The sequence below is a fragment of the Colwellia asteriadis genome, from assembly GCF_039523295.1.
Lineage (GTDB): Bacteria > Pseudomonadota > Gammaproteobacteria > Enterobacterales > Alteromonadaceae > Colwellia > Colwellia asteriadis.
In genome coordinates this window covers 101762-121667 of sequence record NZ_BAAAFA010000011.1, presented here as the reverse complement: position 1 = coordinate 121667, position 19906 = coordinate 101762, and the positions used below count along the sequence as shown (strand labels likewise).

14 protein-coding genes are annotated in these 19906 nt (G+C 37.9%); 8 read left to right on the top strand and 6 right to left on the bottom strand.

The features are described from left to right. Positions 1 to 129: 129 nt before the first annotated feature. From ABD005_RS15470 to ABD005_RS15455, 4 genes are all read right to left on the bottom strand, one after another. Complete coding sequence (locus tag ABD005_RS15470) at positions 130 to 627, bottom strand: FKBP-type peptidyl-prolyl cis-trans isomerase (RefSeq protein ID WP_343818554.1); 498 nt, start codon at positions 625 to 627, stop codon at positions 130 to 132. An 88-nt stretch (positions 628 to 715) separates the two neighbouring features. Beyond that, a complete protein-coding gene (locus tag ABD005_RS15465; protein WP_343818552.1) occupies positions 716 to 1615 on the bottom strand; it encodes a DMT family transporter in 900 nt (299 codons plus the stop codon). Positions 1616 to 1656: 41 nt separating this feature from the next. Continuing rightward, positions 1657 to 5673, bottom strand: a complete 4017-nt coding sequence (locus tag ABD005_RS15460) for an AAA family ATPase (protein WP_343818550.1) — start codon at positions 5671 to 5673, stop codon at positions 1657 to 1659. Beyond that, the gene (locus ABD005_RS15455; protein WP_343818548.1) at positions 5670 to 7199 is read right to left on the bottom strand and encodes an exonuclease SbcCD subunit D C-terminal domain-containing protein; all 1530 of its coding nucleotides are present in this window, start codon (positions 7197 to 7199) and stop codon (positions 5670 to 5672) included. The genes ABD005_RS15460 and ABD005_RS15455 overlap by 4 nt, the downstream gene beginning before the upstream one ends. A 313-nt stretch (positions 7200 to 7512) precedes the next feature. Between ABD005_RS15455 and ABD005_RS15450 the strand changes: the two genes are divergently transcribed. The 3 genes from ABD005_RS15450 (at position 7513) to ybaK (ending at position 12899) form a co-directional block, all read left to right on the top strand. Continuing rightward, positions 7513 to 9642: a TonB-dependent siderophore receptor gene (locus ABD005_RS15450; protein WP_343818546.1), complete on the top strand. Its 2130-nt coding sequence runs from the start codon at positions 7513 to 7515 to the stop codon at positions 9640 to 9642. A 333-nt stretch (positions 9643 to 9975) separates the two neighbouring features. Beyond that, positions 9976 to 12282 (top strand): methyl-accepting chemotaxis protein, encoded by a 2307-nt coding sequence (locus tag ABD005_RS15445; protein WP_343818544.1) that lies wholly within the window; start codon positions 9976 to 9978, stop codon positions 12280 to 12282. A gap of 146 nt (positions 12283 to 12428) precedes the next feature. Further along, the gene (gene ybaK, locus ABD005_RS15440; protein ID WP_343818543.1) at positions 12429 to 12899 is read left to right on the top strand and encodes a Cys-tRNA(Pro) deacylase; all 471 of its coding nucleotides are present in this window, start codon (positions 12429 to 12431) and stop codon (positions 12897 to 12899) included. 5 nt (positions 12900 to 12904) lie between these two features. On the opposite strand, the gene ABD005_RS15435 is transcribed toward ybaK, so the two are convergent. Further along, entirely contained in the window at positions 12905 to 13675 is a 771-nt protein-coding gene (locus ABD005_RS15435) for an SDR family oxidoreductase (protein WP_215979995.1), read from the bottom strand. Between the two features lie 116 nt (positions 13676 to 13791). On the opposite strand from ABD005_RS15435, the gene alr reads away from it, so the two are divergent. Next, positions 13792 to 14874 carry an alanine racemase gene (alr, locus tag ABD005_RS15430; RefSeq protein ID WP_343818541.1) on the top strand — a complete coding sequence of 361 codons (1083 nt, stop codon included), beginning with the start codon at positions 13792 to 13794 and terminating at the stop codon, positions 14872 to 14874. Between the two features lie 24 nt (positions 14875 to 14898). Here alr and queE read toward each other — a convergent pair whose 3' ends face one another. Next, the gene (gene queE, locus ABD005_RS15425; RefSeq protein WP_343818539.1) at positions 14899 to 15588 is read right to left on the bottom strand and encodes a 7-carboxy-7-deazaguanine synthase QueE; all 690 of its coding nucleotides are present in this window, start codon (positions 15586 to 15588) and stop codon (positions 14899 to 14901) included. A gap of 75 nt (positions 15589 to 15663) precedes the next feature. On the opposite strand from queE, the gene queC reads away from it, so the two are divergent. The 4 genes from queC (at position 15664) to ABD005_RS15405 (ending at position 19897) form a co-directional block, all read left to right on the top strand. Next, positions 15664 to 16323 carry a 7-cyano-7-deazaguanine synthase QueC gene (queC, locus tag ABD005_RS15420; protein ID WP_343818537.1) on the top strand — a complete coding sequence of 220 codons (660 nt, stop codon included), beginning with the start codon at positions 15664 to 15666 and terminating at the stop codon, positions 16321 to 16323. Between the two features lie 80 nt (positions 16324 to 16403). After that, the gene (locus ABD005_RS15415; protein ID WP_215979998.1) at positions 16404 to 17372 is read left to right on the top strand and encodes an ion transporter; all 969 of its coding nucleotides are present in this window, start codon (positions 16404 to 16406) and stop codon (positions 17370 to 17372) included. Between the two features lie 179 nt (positions 17373 to 17551). Then, entirely contained in the window at positions 17552 to 17767 is a 216-nt protein-coding gene (locus ABD005_RS15410; RefSeq protein ID WP_343818535.1) for a hypothetical protein, read from the top strand. A gap of 204 nt (positions 17768 to 17971) precedes the next feature. Then, entirely contained in the window at positions 17972 to 19897 is a 1926-nt protein-coding gene (locus tag ABD005_RS15405) for a tetratricopeptide repeat-containing diguanylate cyclase (protein ID WP_343818533.1), read from the top strand. Positions 19898 to 19906: the final 9 nt, after the last annotated feature.

The window sequence follows — 19906 nt, the reverse complement described above, 5'->3', positions numbered from 1 at the left end:
TTACGTGAAAATAATAGTCTAACGTAAATCATTAACATAAATAATGACAATAAAAAAAACGCTAAGTTATTGACTTATTGTCAATGTCTTAGCGTTTAGGTATCACTAATACTAATGCTTAGCTTAACATTAGTGATCGTGACCACATGAGCCATTATGTACATGACCATGTTGTATTTCTTCTTCAGTGGCAGCACGTACGTCGAGTACTTCAATATCAAATGTTAGTACTTTACCCGCTAATGGTGGGTTAATATCAACCGTCACCATAAATTTACCGGTTTTTACAACCGTTACTTGGCGTTGACCTTGCTCTGTTTGCACAATAGCAATCATACCTGGTTGCCACTTGGCATTTTTACTTGGTAAACCGTGTAAGTGTTTCGCTGATACACGCTCAACTAATGTTTCGTTACGCTCGCCATACGCTTCTTCAGGCTGTAGTGTTACCGTAAATTTATCACCCGTAGCTTTATCTGTTAGTGCTTTTTCTAAACCTGGCAAAGTGTTATTAGCACCATGTAAATAAGCTAATGGCTCGTGGCCATGAGAACTTTCAATTTCGTTACCGGCTTCATCTTTAAGGATGTAATGGAACTGTGCAACGGTTTTATCTGCTATATTCATTATTTTTCTCTTACGTTAATATTATTGTAATTTTAGTTACTGCTGTGCGCGCCAGTTTAACATTATTTTTTCTAATAAATAACGCTTGTTACGCCCATAACAGTAAAATAACCACACTGGCAATAATCAAAGCCATGCCTAGATATTCAGCTATAGTGACCTTTTCTTTAAAAATACGATAGGTTAATGCTAAGGTGATGAAAAACTCTACTTGCCCAAGCGCTTTTACATAGGCTGCAGTTTGATAACTAGTGGCGGTAAACCAACCAATAGAGCCAAGTACACTGGTAATACCAACAAACAAACATAGACGCCAATGCTTTACCATTAGCGGTAGTTGTTTTTTATCTTGAATAACCACGTAAATGAGAGAAATAAGCGACTGAACGGTGATCATAAAAGTTAAAGTAATTGCTGCGCTGACCATAAGGTCGGTATTTAGTGCTAAACTCGACTCTCGAATAAGTAACGTAGTAATAGCTAAGCCTAAACCTGCCGCTAAACCGTACGACAATCCGCTTAGGCTATGCTCACCACTAAATACAGCTTGCTTAGTGAATTTTACCTTAGAAACCAGTAACACCCCAATCACACCAACAATAACACTTAGCCAACCTAAGCCAGATAAAGGCGCAGAAAATAATAACGCCCCCACAACAGCGACTTGTATTGCTTCTGTTTTCGCTAAGCTAGTAGCAACGGCGAAGTTTCGATATTGAAAAGCCGCCACTAAACATGCCGTACCAATAATTTGTGTAACACTGGCAATTAAAGCGTAAGACAAAAAATTATGATTAAGTGTTGGTGCTGCTACCTCTCGATAATCAAGCATCCACCATAAATAGCCCCAAGCAAAGGGTAAGGCATAAACATAGCGTACTGCCGTAGTTGCCATAGCATTTATCTTACCTGATAGTTGCTTTTGCCCTGCTGTTCTGACCGCTTGCATAAAAGCAGCAAGTAAGGTGAAATAAATCCAAATTTCCAAAAAATATCCTTAGCGATGACTATTGAGTGATATTACAGTATTTAACTTTCATTAGGTTCATGGACAAATTCAAAGCGTTTATCTAAACAACTTACACCTAAGCCACTTATTTTTTTGACTTTTATTTGTACCGCAATACGCTCTTTTAAGGCATCAACATGACTGATCACCCCGATCATTTTACCGCTAGCATTTAAGTTATCTAACGCATCAAGTGCAACCTCTAAAGTGTCGTTATCTAAGGTACCAAAGCCTTCATCTAAAAATAATGAGTCGATGCTGGTTTTGCTGCTCACTAAATCTGAGAGAGCTAGCGCTAACGCTAAACTCATTAAAAAGCTCTCTCCGCCTGATAAAGTTTTAATATCGCGCGCACTGTCACCCTGCCAAGTGTCGAGTACTTCAAGGGCTAGGCTATCGTTTTTCTGACACTGCAATTGATAACGTCCATATAAACGCGCTAAACGTTCATTAGCTAACTGCACTAAGTAAATTAAGGTAAGTCCTTGGGCAAAACGCCTAAATTTAGCGCCATCGGCAGAGCCAATAAGTGAGTTAAGGTGAGATAAATCATCAAGGTCGATTTGTGCTTGCTTAATTTTTTCTAATAGTTGTGCTTGCGCTGCTTGATTACGTTGGTTGTGATCAAGCTGTTGTGTTAATTGCCCTATTTGCTGCTGACTGGTTTTTAACTGATGAGTTAACTGAGTAATTTGCTCGGTTAATACTTTAATTTGATGTTCAATGGTTTCAACATTAACAGAGTTAATGTTGATGAAATTGACACTCGCCAACTCCTCATCATGATAGTCAAGTTTATTGGCTTGGTGAGATGTTTGTTCATTAGCTATTTTAGTTTTTTGTTGCTCAATAACATCAGCCCGCTGTTGCGCCTGATTGTGCAGTGTTATTGTTTGCTTTTTCACATCACTTAATTCATTAGCTAACACAGTTAATTGTTGTCTTTTATCTGGCGGTAGTAATGCCGCTAAAAAGGCATTTTCATCACTAAATTGGCTCCCTTTCAGCACCTCGCCCCAGTGTAATTGACTGCGCTTGTAAGCTTGCTCTGCTTCAATAAGCTGCGCTTGCAAACTCGTTAATTGTCCGTTGGTGCTTTGTTGCTGAGCATAATGTGCATTGTATTGCGATTGTAATTGCTCTAGCTGTTGTTGCGCATTGCGCTGTTGTTGCACTAGCTCAGCTTTAACCGCTTTGCTATCAAAGTGTGTGCTTAGTTGTGCCGTTAATTGCTCATTGAAGAAAAGATCATGCTCTGCGAGTAACTTATCACACAAGGTTTGACGCTGTGCGGTATTGCTGGCAAGTTGCTTAGTTAACACGTCAACTTGCTTACTTATTTCATCAATTTGTAACTGTTGTTGGCTTTGCTGGCTTATTAATACGCTACGCTGCTGAGTAATATCTGTTAACTGTGTTTTAGTTTGCTCGTAGCTCGCTTTAGCTTGTTGATACTCCTGCACTTGCTCAGCTATTTGGCTCAACCATAACGAATCTACACAAACAGTTAACGGTGTTAAGGTGATTTCCGCTGTCGTTGACGCAACGCCAGCTTGATTAATGCCTTGATACAACGATGCATTTAAACTATTAAAGTCATTAGCTTGCTTTGTTTTTTCTTGTTCAAGTTGAGTAATATTTTGTTGCTGGTTATTAAGCTGCTCGGCAACTAAGGCAAGTTTACTATTTTGTTCATTCTGAGTTCGCTCAAGCGTAATGAGTTGCTCATTATTCGCTTGTTGTTGTTGTTCAATAACGCTTAATTGCTGCTGTAAGTCTTTCAGATTTTGTAACGCGCTAGTACATTGGGTTAGTTGCTCATTAACAACATTTTCTGGAGCTTGTTGAGTAAGCGCACTTTGCAGTTGCTGATTATTGCTAAAGTCAATTTGCAACCAGCGCTGTTGAATGTCAGACAATTCAGTCTGTATTTCGGTTAATTGCTGTGTGGCAACATTGCGTTGAGCATCAAGCGCTGACTTTTGATGATTAAAGCCATCCCCTTCTTTTTTCAACTGCTCTAACTCACTTACCAGTATGGCTAAACGAGCTTCGTATTCATTCGCACTCAGTGTTTGATAACTTTCTATTGCGGGGTGCTGCGTTGAGCCACACAATGGACAAGCCTCATCTGCTTGTAACTTATCGCGATATGCCTCAAGTGCCATTATCGCTTGATGCTGCTGTATTAGGGTTTCAACGTCTTTCTTTTGTTGGTTTTTTTCACTGTAACCTTGTCGTAAAGTGGTTAACTTTGTTTCTATGGCCAATAAAGCCTGCTCGTTATCACTAACACTTTGCTTAAGGTTGCTTTGGTTAGTGAGTAACTGGCTAAAACGCTGCGCTAACGGCAATGCTTGATTTAAATTAAGCTGTTGATTTTGTAAGTGGTTAATTTTATCACTTATGTGATGACGAATATTAACATGCTTAGAGGTGTTATTATCCCCTGTACTAATACCTGAACTAATACCTGAACTAATACCTGAACTAATACCTGAACTAATACCTGAATTAATACCAGCACTTTCATCAAAACCATAATCGGCTAGGAGTTGCTGCTGTTGCTGAGTAAAAATATTGTTATTGTCATTAAGCTGTTGAAACTGCAACGAGTGCGTCTTTTTATGTTGCTCAATCTGCGCTTGCTCTGTTGTTAACTGTTGTTGCTTTTGTTGTTGCTCAATAATTTTTTGCGCCGTTAACGCCATCGTACTTTGCAGTTGTGATAACTGCTGACTTTGGCTTTGCCATAGCGATAATTTATCACTCGCCATGTCAAGGGCTTGGTGCTTAGTTAGGTAATCTGTTTGCGCTGCTATTTCAGCGCGTGTTTGCTCTTCAATTTTTACTTGCTGATTAACCTTGTCGCTCAAATTTTTGTGTATTTTTATTAAATCATCAAGCTTTTGCTTAGCTTGAACTAAGTCATTGTTTTGGTGGCTAATAGTACTATCTAATGGCGCAATATCATCATTAAGTACAGTTTCAATGCTAGTGCGCTGTATCGCTTGTTTTTCTTGGCTAGCTTGCTCAGCGGTTAGTGCGCTATGGCTGGTGTTTACTGCGCCTTCAATAACGTGTAACTGCTGTGTTAACTCTTTTACTTTATTAACAATATTGCTGTGCTGCGCGGTACAACGATTATTCTCTTCAAAATGCGTTCGTAATTGCTCTGCAGGCTCTGAAAGTTTAAGTAAGTCCAGCTCAGGTTTAGCCTGCAATTCACGCTGCTCAATGTCAGCTAACTGCTGCTGATATTGCGCTAACTGCAGCTGATTTTCGTGAAAGTCTTGGCACCAATGTATAAGCGTTTGACTATTTTGGTGCTGCAAGGTTAATTGTGCTTCTTCTTGTGTTACTTGGGTTAATTGCTTTTCAAGCGCGCTAACTTCATCGTTTGATAATAACGAAGTACCTTTACTTTGCGCTTGTAATAACTCTAACGCTTTACTTTCACTTCGATGATTTTCAAAAACCTGTTTTGATATTTGTCCATAAATTTCAGTACCGGTAAGCTGTTCTAATAATTGAGAGCGCTCACGTGCATCAGCATTTAAAAATGCCGCAAATTCACCTTGCGACAACATCATTGACTTGGTGAATCGTGAAAAATCTAACCCGGTAAGTTCGCTAATATGGCTACGTACTGTTTTTAATTTTTCAGCTAAAATAGTGCCGTCTAACTTTGCCAGCTCAGCCACCGGTTCAAGCAAATTGCCGTCAATTTTATTACGAGCACGTTTTTGACTCCAAAAAGCACGATAACCTTGCCCTTTTACTTCGAACTCAACTTCAGCCATACAGTGGCTAGTAAAGCGTGTCATTAATTGATTTTGCGTTTTAGACACCATTAAGCGTGGTGTTTGATGATAAAGCGCTAAGCAAATGGCATCAAGTATGGTGGTTTTTCCTGCTCCCGTTGGGCCAGTAATTGCAAATAAGCCATTACTGTCAAACGGCTCTTGCGTGAAATCTAACTTCCAGCTGCCTTTTAATGAGTTAATATTTTCAAAGCGTAAACTTAATATTTTCATTCACTTAGCTCACTTTTGCTGCTACTAGTTTGCACGGTGTTTTTTTCAGTGTGCTCTTGGCTTTCACCTTTTTTAACTTGCACTAGCTCTTCACTAACCGCAGCATCAAGCAACTCACTTTGTTTAGTGTTACTTTGCGCTGTTACTTGCAAGGCAACTTGTTTAAATAATACTAATAAGCGTGACTTTCTCGCTAAGGCTTCATCACTTTGCCAGTCAAGTTCAGTTAAGCGAGAGCTAAAAACTTCATCAACGCTTAGCTCATTTAAAGTCACGTTTTCTGTAGCTATGCCTTGTTCTTGCTGCTGGCGTGTTTTTTTAGCACGACGTACAAGTAGCACTTCAACAGGTAGGTCAGCGACTATCTCATTAACGCGAAACGCTAAGTCACTTAAATGATCGCTCTGTGCTATTTCAATATCTAACCACACAGTATTATTCGACTGTTTTTCATCGTCAGCTTGTATATCGCTCTGGTGGTTATTAACGCTATCAATACTGAGCGCTTTAAGTGATTTTTCAATGATTTCGGGTAAAAGTTCAAGTGTGGATTTGATCATCAGCAGCGGCTGAAAACAAGGAATAGTAAGATCGGTCACGCTATTTAAATAATTGTCAGAAAAATCAACAAGCAGTACGCGTTTGTCTTGCTTCGCTTCATCAAAGCTTAGTGCGATTGGTGAGCCGCAATAACGAATGTGTTCAGTTTTTCCAACCTTTTGTGCGCGATGAATATGGCCAAGGGCAATATAATCAGCAGGAGGAAAAGCACTACTTGGAAAAGCCTCTAGGGTACCAATATAAATATCTCGCACGGCATCATTTTGGCTGTCTGACATAGACACTCCTAACGCCGTTAAATGACCTGTAGCAATAATAGGAACCCGACTTCCTTGCCCTTTTTCTATGTTATCAACTAATTGCAATGCATATTGATAGAGCTTTTGATAATGCTCCGTAATGGCTTGTTGCAAACTTTGCTGCTTTTGTGTTGCCGACTGCCCAACTTTACTGGTAATAACATCGCGCGGACGAACAAATGGAATAGCGCAAATAACCGCTAACGCCTGTCCATTAGCATGGTTTATCGCAAAAACCTGCTCGGTACTTTCAAGTTTAGGGGGACTTTCTGTTTGATTTACTTCGTTATTAGTTTCTTCACTTAACTTTTGCGCTAATTCTTCAATAGATACTTCATGATGAACATGAGTGATCACATGCGTTGATAGCCCTGAAAGTAATGTTTTGGATTCACCTAACATAGCAACCGAATCATGATTACCAGCCAAGATAATCAATTGACAATCAAGCGCTTGCATCTGACCAATAAAGTTGAAGTACATTTTTCTGGCATAACTTGGTGGTGTGCTGGTATCAAAAATATCACCTGCGACAATAATGGCATCAACTTGGTGTTGCTTCACTTGTGTAATTAACCAATGTAAAAACAACTGATGCTCTTTCGCGCGACTTTTGCCATAAAAATACTGACCTAAATGCCAGTCTGAAGTGTGAATAATTCGCATAAAAGACAAGATATTAAATAAAAATGCTGAGGCGCTCAGTTTACCTGAATAGGTAAATTAAATCATAAGAATTGACACTTAGATAAGTAGTGCGAAAAAAAGTAGAACTAAATAGTAATAATTATTTTTTCAATAACAATATCCACACAACTACAAATGTTATATTATAACAAATAAATCAGTATGTATTTATGCTAAAAAGTCATAGCAATAATTAACACAACCAAACAAATGTTTAAAAAACCATTTAAAACAATATTTAAGCAACACCTAAAAAACAAAAAATTAACATCTAGATACAGCAAGGGAAAATATGCTCAAGTATAAAGCAACAACTTTAGCTATAATATCACACTCACTAGTTAACTCATTCGCTTATGCCGAAAACCAGGTAATTATCGATTTAAAAGATATTGAAAGAGTTACAGTTACAGGGAAGCGTTCGCCACTTTTTGATATAAGAGACGTCAATGCTGCCGCTTTAGGAATAAAAGATCCATTAACGCTCCCTATTTCTATCCAATCATTTTCAGAGCAATTAATTAGTGATCAACGATTGCGTACTTTAAGTGAAGTACTCGCCAATGATGCTTCTGTGCAAAATACCGCCATTGGCTCTGTGTTTGATTTTGTCAGCTTACGTGGTTATCAACTCGATTGGACTAATGGTTTACGCCGCGATGGTTTAGCTTTAGCACCTTACCAAGATGTTGCTTTAGAGAATATAGCCCGCGTTGATGTATTAAAAGGTCCATCGGGTTTAATTTCAGGCTTTAATAACCCTGGCGGTACTATTAATTATGTAACGAAAAGGCCAACATTAGAAAAGTTTGTTGATGTTAGCGCTGAGCTACGTAGCAGAGATGGAAAATACCTTCATATTGATCTAGGTGGCCAATTTACAAATAATGCGACATTAGGTTACCGTTTCAATGCTGCATTGGAAGATACTGGTGATTTTACTGACGGTGACGATCTTGAGCGACAATTTTTAAGTGCGGCTATTGATTGGCAAGCTAACGATGATTTAATCGTAAGGCTTGATATTGATTATCAGGACAAATCTATTGTTTCACAACCACTCATTGGTTTAGCGCAAGATCCCGATAATATAAATGAACAAGTTTTACCACCTTATATTGATACCAGTGAGGTTTTACTGGGGCAACCATGGGCACAATATCAAACAGAAACGTTAAATATTGGCGCACGTGTTGATTATTGGCTCAACAGTAACTGGCAGTGGGTTAATCAGGTATCACTTTCATCTAATGATCGCTTTACAATTTTCCCTGATATTTATGCCGTTAACCTCGACGGTGACGTATTAAGCTCAGGCATTCATGTCACACCTGATGAGTCTTATAAAACGCTATCTGGCCACAGCCTTTTAAATGGTGATTTTACATTACTTAATATGCAACACGAATTAGTGGTTGGCGGTAGTTTTCGAGACTACCAGTCGGATGATGGTCGTTGGTTTGAACTGAATAACCCTATTGGAAATATTTTCACGCCAACATATACAGATAAACCTGACTTTCCGCCATTAGGTGATACCACGCACACTGAAACGGTAGAAAGCTCATTATTTATTACAGATATTATTCATTTAACTGAAAGCATATTTAGTACTTTAGGCTTACGTTATTTGCATTACCAAAAAGATATTTATGCGCCAAACTCACCTGTAATAAGCGAAAATCATAAGTATTATACGCCAACGTTAGGCTTGAATTATAATTTTACCAATAACGGCACTTGGTATGCGAGTTTCTCTAAAGGTGTCGGAGAAGGTGGCGTTGCTGTTATAGGTAGTGGTGCGCACAATGAAGGTGACTCATTGGGCCCACAAAAAAGCGAACAAATTGAAACCGGTATTAAGTACCGTTTAGCTAATGCAACATTCACCGCTGCTCTATTTGAAATTGAAAAAATGCTTGAATATCACAACAAGCAAAGTAATTACTTTGTTCAAGACGGTATTCAAAGGCATCGCGGTTTAGAGTTAAATATCAATGGTGAGCTTAGTGAAAATATATCTCTGGTGACTTCAGCAACATTATTAGATGCAGAGCTGGTAAATCTGACAGGAGAAACCGACATTAATGGTAACCGTCCGCCAAATGTTCCTAAGAAACAAGCCAATATTTACCTAGATTACGCAGTACCATTTGTTGAAAAACTTAATGTGAATGCTGGTATTTATTATGTTGGCGAACGTGAACAAAATGTACAAAACACATTATCACTTCCATCATATACTCGCTTAGATGCCGGAATAAAATATGAATTATCGCAATATAAAACCACATTACGCTTCAAAGTTGAAAATATTACCGACAAGGAATATTGGTTATCAGCGGGTGCTAAAGGGGTTGATTGGGGAGTAACCCCTGGCAGAGGCAGAACATTAATAGGCTCAATTAGTCTGTCTTTTTAAGTTTTTGAGTAATTTAACCAACATTAATAGCAGTAAGATAATGCCCTAAGTTATTCTCAATGCTATCCGTGTTGCTTATGGCCAATAACGTATTATTGGCCATAACGCCGTTTCCTCTAATTAATAACCACCGATATTTTCCCTCTGAAGCAATATTCGAACAAAATTACCTAGCTAATATTTTTTGTCAAAAATAATCTTTAAAGATCAATAACTCCCATTGTGCATTCCTTGCTAAGGGATAAAAAATACCTATCGATTCATAACTAATAGCTAAAAACGTCTACACTTAATTGTACTCCCTGTTTGTTAACTATCCGTTAAGGGCTAACAATGAAAATATCAACACGCATAATTCTTGCCTGTTTGTTTATGGCAACCATAGGAATTTTAGCGTCTGGTGGTATGGTGGCATGGAGAAGCTTAAATCTATCAGAGCAAACGATTAATCAACGCTCGGAAAATCAGCTAATTTCGATTAGAGAAATTAAACGCGCGCAAATAACCGACTACTTTAATACCATTAATAATCAATTAATAACCTTTGCTGATGGCAAGCTAGTAACTACTGCCATTGAGCTTTTTTCACAGGCATTCTCGCTTTATGAAACAGAGCTTAGTAATGAAGATCATAAAGCGTTAGAACATTACTATGAAAAAGATTTTTCGAACAACTTCTTAAAACTCAATGCCGACGAACAAGCCCAAGCAACAACAAAATTTAATAAACTATCGCCCTTTGCTAAAGCGTTGCAATCGAGTTACATCAGTAATAACAAAAATCCGATAGGTAAAAAGAATAAACTTAACCAAGGGGTGGGTGATGCTCAATATCACAGTATTCACAACAACTTTCACCGTCATTTTAACTTTTTCTTAGAGTCTTTTGGTTACTACGATATTTTTTTAGTTGATACTCAAGGCAATGTGGTTTATTCCGTTTATAAAGAACTCGATTATGCGACCAATTTACTAACCGGCCCTTATGTTGATTCGGGCTTAGCTAGAGCATTTAACAAAGCGAAAAACTTAACAAAAGGTCAAAGCATTTTAGAGGATTTTTCGCCCTATTACCCATCATATAATAATGCGGCTTCATTTATTGCTACGCCCATTGTTAGTAATAACAACACTACTGGCGTACTTATTTTTCAAATGCCCGTCGATAAAATAAATTCATTAATGACTTATGATAATAAATGGAAAGATATTGGTTTAGGTGATTCTGGCGAAACCTACCTTGTTGGTAGCGATAAATTAATGCGTAGTCAGAGTCGCTTTCTTATTGAAGATAAAAGTAACTATTTATCCTTTCTCGCTAACACCCTTGATACTAAAACTATTGCCTTAATTGACGCTAACTCCTCTGCTATTGGCTTGCAGAAAATAAACTCTACGGGGGTAGCTAAAGCACTAACCGGTGAGTCTGGCTTTGGTATATTTAAAGACTATCGTGGTGAAAACGTATTATCAGCATATGCACCTTTGGACGTACTTGGTCTGCGCTGGGCTATTTTAAGTGAATTAGACGAAAAAGAATCGACCTTAGATATTAAACACACAGAGCAAGAGCTTTTACTCACTGTGCTATGGATATTTCTGATCTTGCTTATTGTCGCTAGCCTTATTGGTTGGTTAATTAGTCAAAGTGTTGCCCGCCCTATTATTGATGTCATCACTCAAATAGAAAAAACCACCACTAACAAGGACTTGACCTTAACGCTTAATGAAAAAGGTAGCAGTGAACTTGCAATGTTAGCGCACAGCTTAAATGTTTTTTTTAAAGAATTACAATCAGTAATGCGAAACTTCAACGAGAGTGCTGATAAGCTCTCTGTGCATAGTGAAGCGATTGTTAGTGAAATGGAGCATGCTAAAAGTAGTACCGCCAGTCAGTCACAAAACGCTGAATCTGTTGCAGCTGCGATTAATGAAATGAGCGCCTCTGTACAGGGGGTTGCCGAGCAAGCCAAAGATGCGGCGCACTCGGTACAAGAAGCCAACGATAAATGTCTTGAAACATCTGGGGTAGCGAGTAGTTTAGGTAATGATATGACTTTGCTTAACGAGCATATGATACAAGTGAGCACCTCAATAAACACCTTAGAGCAAGAAAGCATTTCTATAGGCTCTGTACTTGATGTAATTCAAGGAATTGCTGAACAAACCAATTTATTAGCGCTTAATGCTGCAATAGAAGCAGCTAGAGCTGGTGAACAAGGTCGAGGGTTTGCGGTAGTTGCTGATGAAGTAAGAACCCTTGCCAGTAGAACTCAAGCTTCAACCGAAGAGATCAGAAGAAAAATTGAGGCACTACAAAATGGTACGCAAAATACAGTGAAATTAGCCTCAGAGGCAGCCAAAATGACAACGAAAGGAATAAACTCTTGTGCACTTAATGGTGAAATGTTAACCGAAGTAGTCACTATGATTCATTCCTTAAACGATATGAACTTACTTATTGCTACCGCAGCAGAGCAACAGTCAACAGTTACTGAGGAGATTAATGTTAATGGTGTCGATATTGCTACCTCAGCTGTTGATATATTAGAAAAAACCGAAAATACTCAACATTTATCACAGGAGTTACTCAACCAAGCGAATACCTTAAAGCAACAGTTATCTATTTTTAAATATTAAATAACCTGAGCGCAAGTTAAAGAGTTTACTCTTCAGTTTAAAAAAATACTTAACGAAAAAACTCTCTGTTAGCTGTAAATTATTTATTAGGGCATAATGAAAATAAACTTCATCGTGCATTAATAAATAACAGAGCAATATTCGTTATGACGCCTGCAGTATTATTACTTAAAAAGTATAAAATTCCCTTTGAGTTACTTCAATATCACCATGATATAAATAGCACTTCTTATGGGCTTGAAGCAGTAGAAAAGCTATCGTTACCTGCTGAGCAAGTATTTAAAACCTTAGTGATTAACACCGACACTCAACAATTGGTTGTGGCTATTGTGCCCGTTAATACACAGCTTAACCTAAAAGCAGTGGCTAAAAACTTAAATGTTAAAAAAGCGAGTCTAGCCGATGCAAAACGTGTAGAAGCTACAACAGGCTATATTTTAGGTGGCGTGAGCCCTTTAGGGCAAAAGAAACCGCTAAAAACGCTCATTGATAACAGTGCCGAAAAGCTAAATATTATGTATGTTAGCGGCGGTAAACGTGGTTTAGAAATAGCACTCGCTCCTCATGATCTCAAAACAATTACTCAAGCAAAGTTTGCCACTATTGCCAGTGTATAAATAGGCTAAAGCCCACCGGTAACATCAATAAAACTGCCTGTGGTAAACGACGAGGACGCCGATGCTAGCCATAAGATAGCTTCGGCAACTTCTATGGCTTGCCCACCCTTTTGCATAGGAATGATGTTTTTTAAGCGTTCAACCCGTGCTGGTTCGCCGCCATCTGCATGCATATCCGTATAAATTAACCCAGGCCTAACACCATTAACCCGTATTCCTTCCTTTGCAACTTCTAAGGCTAAGCCTCGAGTTAAAGTATCTATCGCTCCTTTAGATGCAGCATAATCGATATATTCATTGGGCGATCCTGAACGTGCCGCACCAGATGATACATTAACAATAGTGCCACCACTGCCGCCGTATGTTGTCGACATTACTTTTACCGCTTCACGCGCGCATAAAAAATAACTGGTAACATTATTTTGTAATACCTCATTAATACGTGCGGCGTTCATGTCAACAAGACGCATTTGTGGCTTTAAAATACCTGCATTGTTGACTAGTACTTTAACCTTACCTAATTTCGCCGCTGTGGTAGCGAATAAACGTTCTACATCTAACTCTTGCGAAACATCCGCTTGTACAGCAATACATTTACCACCGCCTTGCGTTATTTCAGTTACCAATTTCTTTGCTGGCTCAGCTTGAGATTTATAGTTAATACAGACCGCATAACCATGCTTGGCAAATAAACGAGCCGTTTGTGCTCCAATACCTCGACTGCCACCTGTGATCACAACAACGCCCAACCCTTTACTCTCTGTATTTATATCCATCGTTGTAAACGCTCCTTACAATATTTACTATCCACTGTTTATCATTACCATGATACACTTGAGTTATTGTTTTATGTTAGGTTTTTACCTTTTATTCGGGCTGTTTATTATTTTCCATGCGTTATATTTCAAGAGACACTCAAGCCACAATCGATCTAAATGCGTTAGTTGAGAATTACCAATATGTCGCCAGCATAGCTCCACAGAGCAACACTATTGCTGTCGTAAAAGCCGATGCTTATGGTCACGATGCTAATTTAGTAGCACACGCGTTAAGTCCACATGTTGAGCTATTTGCCGTTGGCTTTATTGATGAAGCTTTAGCGCTACGCCAAAGTGGTATAAAAAATAATATTTTAATTCTTGAAGGTCCCTTTAAAGTAAGTGATTTTACTATTGCTCACGAGCATAACTTTTTATTAATGCTTCACAGTGATTATCAAATTGATTGGCTACTGTCACACCAACCACAGCTTACTCAAAATATTTGGTTAAAAGTAGACACCGGCATGAATCGCTTAGGATTTGCTATTGACGATATTGATAACATTATCAGCAAACTAGACACAACCACCCAACAAAACTTGGTATTGTGTTCACATTTTTCTACTTCTGAGCAAATAACCAGTCGCAAGCCTGTTGAGCAATTAGCACGATTAAAGCCTTTAGTAGAAAAATATTCATGTCAATTTAGCATGGCAAATTCTGCCGGAATTTTTAATTTTCCCGCGAGTCATGGCGACTATACCCGCTTGGGCTTAGCGCTTTATGGAATAAGTCCAACAGACAATAATTTATTAACTGAACAGCTAAATCCAGTAATGACCTTACAAGCGAAGATCATCGCTATTCATCAAGTTGAAATAGGTGAAACCGTTGGTTATGGCGATACTTGGTCAGCAACACGCACCAGCAAAATTGCTACAGTAGCTATTGGTTATGCTGATGGCTATCCGCGAAATGCCAAATCAGGTACTCCTGTGTTTATTAACGGGCGCGTTGTGCCAATTGTTGGTCGGGTATCAATGGATATGATTACTGTCGATGTCACCGATTTAACTGTCGTAGCAGTTGGCGACTCAGTTGAGTTATGGGGTAAGCATATTAGCATTGATAGCGTCGCTAAAAGTAGTGACACTATCAATTATGAGTTATTAACTCGTGTTTCTAAACGTGTGCCCAAAGTTGCCGCTAGCTAACCTACAAGTAAGATTACTCAGACCTTATTCAATACCAATGTACTTGTGTACTTGAATTGATAAACGCCAATTATTGGCAATACAAGTGCTTATCGCTAACTCGGTTGCTCTTTTCTTCTGACTAATCGGCTGTAAATAGATTGCGGTATCGACAATATTATGTGCTTTGAGTAATGCTTTTAAGTCATCCACATGCTGCTCTGTCGCTACAGGGTGTTTTATTTCATTAGCACGTGACATGGCACTTGTTAAAATCTCATAACCACCACGCATGTTTACTTTAGGTGAAACGGTTACCCAACAACGGGCCGTTGTTTTCACTTCAAAAGTGCCTGATGTTTCAATTTGAGCACTGTAACCTTGCTCTTCAAAAAGCTCACATAGCGGTGTTAAATCATACATACAGGGCTCACCGCCGGTAATAACAATATGTTTAGCTTGATAGCCTTTATGCTGTACTAAGGTCAGAATATCTTGTGGGGTAAAACTTGCCCATAATGGTGTTTCATGAGTTTTAGCCAGCATTTTTTCAGGGCTTACTTCATCGCTAAGTTCAACATCCCAAGTATGCTTAGTATCACACCAAGAACAACCCACAGGGCAGCCTTGTAAGCGAATAAAGATAGACGGCTGTCCAGTATATGAGCCCTCTCCCTGAATGGTTTCAAATAGTTCATTGATTTTATATTTAACGATATCTGCAGTTGTATTCACTTTTATACTTTAGCCTGTGGTTTATTTCGCGTAAAATGCGTAGCGTTTATTATTATACCTCAAGAGAGCTTAGAAATGGCTGAAAAAGTTGTTGTTATTTATTCTGGCGGCATGGACTCTTTTACTGTGCTAAATCGTGCATTAAAAGATGGCAAAGAAGTTTATGCGTTATCGTTTGATTATGGGCAACGTCATGTTAAAGAGTTAGAGTGCGCAAGCCATGTGTGTAAAGATCTTAAGATTAATCATAAAGTAATTGATATTTCGGCCATTAATCAACTGCTTGCGGGTTCTTCATTAACGGACGATATTGATATTCCAGAAGGACATTACGAAGCTGAAAATATGAAGTCAACCGTAGTACCAAATCGCAATATGGTTTTATTGTCATTAGCCGTTGCTTATGCGGTATCGGTAGGTGCTGGACAAGTTTACTATGGTGCACACTCTGGCGATCACGCGATTTACCCTGATTGTCGCCCTGAATTTGTGCAAAAAATGAATGATGTGTGCATGATCGCAAACTATGAAAGCGTAGAAATATTCAGCCCTTATTTAGACGTTAGCAAAACCGCCATTTTAACAGATGGTATCGCTATGGGCTTAGACTATAGCAATACATGGACCTGTTATAACGGTCGCAATAAAGCTTGCGGTAAGTGTGGTGCTTGCCAAGAACGCCTTGAAGCCTTTGAAGAGAACAATGTAACAGACCCACTAGTTTATGAGTGTTGAACTGCGCGCATTAAAAGCACTAGCCTATCAGTATAAGTAATATACAAATAACTCAGTATTCAATCAGGGATGCCACAAGAATGAGCAAAGTAACCGTTACTGATCCTTCTCAATCAAGCCAATTGTCTTATCGCGCTAAGATGTACCAATTACTTGAGGGAGATATTCATAAGAACTACTTTGCCAAGATAATTAACATTATGTTAATTATCTTAATTGTCGGTAATGTTGTTGCTGCCATGTTTGAGTCTGAGCCTGATTACCACAAGGCTTATCGACAACAATTCGCTTTATTTGAAATTATTTCTTTATCGATTTTTTTCATTGAATACCTACTACGCGTATGGTGCAACGTTGAAAACCCAACTTATCAACACCTCTCCACAAGTAAAGCGCGATTAAAATATTGTGTCAGCCCCATTGCCTTGATTGATCTCATTGCTATTTTGCCTTTTTTAATCGCTATGTTCTTTACCATTGATTTACGGTCATTACGCTTGCTGCGCGTATTACGTTTACTTAAATTAAATCATTACTTTAAAGGCTTTAATATTTTTACTACAGTAATTATTAAAGAACTAAAAACCATGACCGCGGCCATGATGGTTATGATATTTCTCATTATTATTGCTGCAAGTTTAATGCATGCTATTGAAGGTAAATTACAACCTGCGGTATTTGGCAGTATTTTAAAGTCGCTATGGTGGTCTGTTGTTACCATGACAACCGTTGGTTATGGCGACGTTGTGCCGGTTACTGTTTTTGGTAAAGTTGTTGCCGCTTTTATTATGTTAATTGGTGTCGGTTTAGTCGCATTGCCTGCCGGTATGTTAGCAGCACGCTTTGGTGAAGAGTTAAGAGAAAGAAAAACCAACTTAAATGATCATATTGAAGATGCCTTAGGTGATGGTTATATTGATCAAACTGAATATCAAGCCTTAGTAAAGCTCGCTACTAAACTTGATATAGACCCTGAAGAGCTGCAACGAAGTATTGAACGTATCAAAGAGGAGCACCACAATGATATATGCCCTCATTGTGGGAAATAAACAATAACGTTTATTTAAGGTAAATAACTTCATGAGACATTTAAGCACTTAGAAGCCTTTATATTGAATCTTACATAATTGAATCTTACATAGAAAGCTTTTTTAAGACAAATTTCATCTAACCTTATATGACGTGTGTTGTAGACTTATAAGTGTTCCAACCTAAATCAAGGTGCCTTATGAGTGCAATACAAAAGTGCCAAACACAATATTTAATGCAAATTATTAATGCTAATAATGAGGCTCAAGCACACATCTATTTAGAGCAAATATTACTTTTTCCTATCGATACACAAGATAAAATAATTGATGAAATTAGTCGTTTACCACAATGTAATAGTAACTCTGTTGCTGCAATTATTGGTCGTTACTCACGAGGAGGTTTAAAAGAGTAATCTTAGTATATTATTCAATTGAATACTTGATATCACTAATAGCGCCTCAAGTAGCTAAAGATAGGAAATAATTAAGTGCTCTGAGCAATATTTTTACGTAAGGCTCTGTTAACTGTATTTACAGAGAATTACACTTTCTTCACTTGCAAAATCAAACAATTAAAAGCATGATAAAAAGTGATATAAAGTGAAGAGTGTTTAGTTATGAGTAATCAATTCCTGTTTTCGAACACGTATAAAATAAAAATAAACGCGTGTTTAATCGTGTTATTTTGTCTTTTTTTCACCAGTAATTACAGCATAAAAGCTAACGCATTCACTATCAACTCTGAGTGGTTTCAAGAAGCGCTTTTTAAAGCCGATACTCTTAATGATAAAAACCCCCTACTCGCTTTAGAGTATGTTCGCGACCTTCTTGATAAACATAAAGATAGCCTATCTCCTTTATCTCAATCAGCTTTACTTGCTAGATTAGCCGAATATCATTTTTATTTAGGCGATTTAGAAAAGAGTCTTAATCATATTAATCAGTTTTATCGTTTAAAAACCGATTTAACAAACCATGATGGTATTTCATTATTATTAACGCATGGCGGAGTGCTTGATGAGCTAGGCAAACCTAAAGAAGCGATGGCACTATATTTACAAGCTGAAAAAAATGCAAAAGAGAGTGAAAATGATGTATTAGTTGGTGAAACTTATGCGGTAATCGCCAATTCATACCTATACAATCATGACGATAGTGAGGCGTTAAAATACTTTCATCAAGCTTATTTACATATTGAAGCGTTAGATGACAAGCTAGAGCTTGCCTATTTAAAAATACAAATGTCTCATGCTTACTCCAATGTATATGATTATGAAAGAGCTATTAGTTTAGCTAACGAAGCGATTGAGTACTTAAATCAGCATCAATACTTTTTTGATGAAGTATCTGCACATAATACCCTCGCGCATACCTATATGAAAATGAATGCTTATGACGATGCCATTGAAAGTTACCAGCGTATTGTTGAGTTATCTTCTGTCGTTGAAGGTCATCCTATTCATGTTGCGTACTCAGGTATGGCAAAATCTTACCTTTGGAAAGGTGAAGATGTTAAAGCGCAACACTATTTTGCTTTGTATAAAGAAAAACGCCCAAACTCCGACAATCCTTTTAGGAAGTTAGATGATATTGTTTTAAGTGCTTTAATTGCATTTTCTGAAAAAGATATTCCTTTAACACTTAGTTATCTACAGCAAGCAGACGATTTACTAGCAACTATAGATAAAACAAAAGTACTATCATGGTATGCCAAGGTTTTAAACTTAAAAGCTAAAATCGCTGTATTTAATAACGATTACCAAAGTGCTTATCAATACCAAAAGGATGCCCATGAGCTTGTCAGCAGCTATCAAAACACAGAGCGAGAAATCATTCGCTCTAAATACAAAATCATGTTTGATACCGATCAAGCACTGTTAAAAAATCAACTACTGGAGCGTGATAATTTACTCGATAAAGCCGCGCTTGAAAATGCAGAACAAAAGCAAGAGCTTCAAACACTTTTCATTATTCTCGTCTCTCTTTTTGCCCTAAGCCTAACCTTTTTTATCTACCGTCAAAGCAGAACGAGTAAAGTACTACATAAATTGGCAAATACAGATACCTTAACTGAGTTGGCTAATCGCAGATATACTTTCAGCTATGCTGAAAAGATACTTGAACAAGCCAAAAATGAGCAGCATAACTTTGCAATTATCGCTTTTGATATAGATCACTTTAAAAAAGTAAATGACACCTACGGGCATACCACTGGTGATATAGTGTTGAAGAAAATAGCCACTATTGGCAATGAATACGTAAGAGCGAATGATATATTAGGTCGCATAGGTGGAGAGGAGTTTTTAGTGGTGTTACCTAATACTTCTGCAACACAAGCTTATGAAATAGCAGAAAGAATTAGAAAAGCGATAGAAAATAAGCCCATCGTGGTAGACAAGCATACAATTAACATATCTGCTAGCTTTGGCATTGCAGAGCTATCCTCTTCAAAAGTAACTTTCAACCAACTATTTAATCAAGCCGATATTGCCTTATATCAAGCAAAAGACAATGGCAGAAACTGTATTATCGTTGCTAGTTAATTAAAATAA

Excerpts from the sequence above, each read along its gene's own strand:
- ABD005_RS15470 (WP_343818554.1), bottom strand. The coding sequence starts at position 627 with ATGAATATAGCAGATAAAACCGTTGCACAGTTCCATTACATCCTTAAA.
- ABD005_RS15460 (WP_343818550.1), bottom strand. The coding sequence starts at position 5,673 with ATGAAAATATTAAGTTTACGCTTTGAAAATATTAACTCATTAAAAGGC.
- ABD005_RS15455 (WP_343818548.1), bottom strand. The coding sequence starts at position 7,199 with ATGCGAATTATTCACACTTCAGACTGGCATTTAGGTCAGTATTTTTAT.
- ABD005_RS15450 (WP_343818546.1), top strand. The coding sequence starts at position 7,513 with ATGCTCAAGTATAAAGCAACAACTTTAGCTATAATATCACACTCACTA.
- ABD005_RS15445 (WP_343818544.1), top strand. The coding sequence starts at position 9,976 with ATGAAAATATCAACACGCATAATTCTTGCCTGTTTGTTTATGGCAACC.
- ybaK (WP_343818543.1), top strand. The coding sequence starts at position 12,429 with ATGACGCCTGCAGTATTATTACTTAAAAAGTATAAAATTCCCTTTGAG.
- ABD005_RS15435 (WP_215979995.1), bottom strand. The coding sequence starts at position 13,675 with ATGGATATAAATACAGAGAGTAAAGGGTTGGGCGTTGTTGTGATCACA.
- alr (WP_343818541.1), top strand. The coding sequence starts at position 13,792 with ATGCGTTATATTTCAAGAGACACTCAAGCCACAATCGATCTAAATGCG.
- queC (WP_343818537.1), top strand. The coding sequence starts at position 15,664 with ATGGCTGAAAAAGTTGTTGTTATTTATTCTGGCGGCATGGACTCTTTT.
- ABD005_RS15415 (WP_215979998.1), top strand. The coding sequence starts at position 16,404 with ATGAGCAAAGTAACCGTTACTGATCCTTCTCAATCAAGCCAATTGTCT.
- ABD005_RS15410 (WP_343818535.1), top strand. The coding sequence starts at position 17,552 with ATGAGTGCAATACAAAAGTGCCAAACACAATATTTAATGCAAATTATT.
- ABD005_RS15405 (WP_343818533.1), top strand. The coding sequence starts at position 17,972 with ATGAGTAATCAATTCCTGTTTTCGAACACGTATAAAATAAAAATAAAC.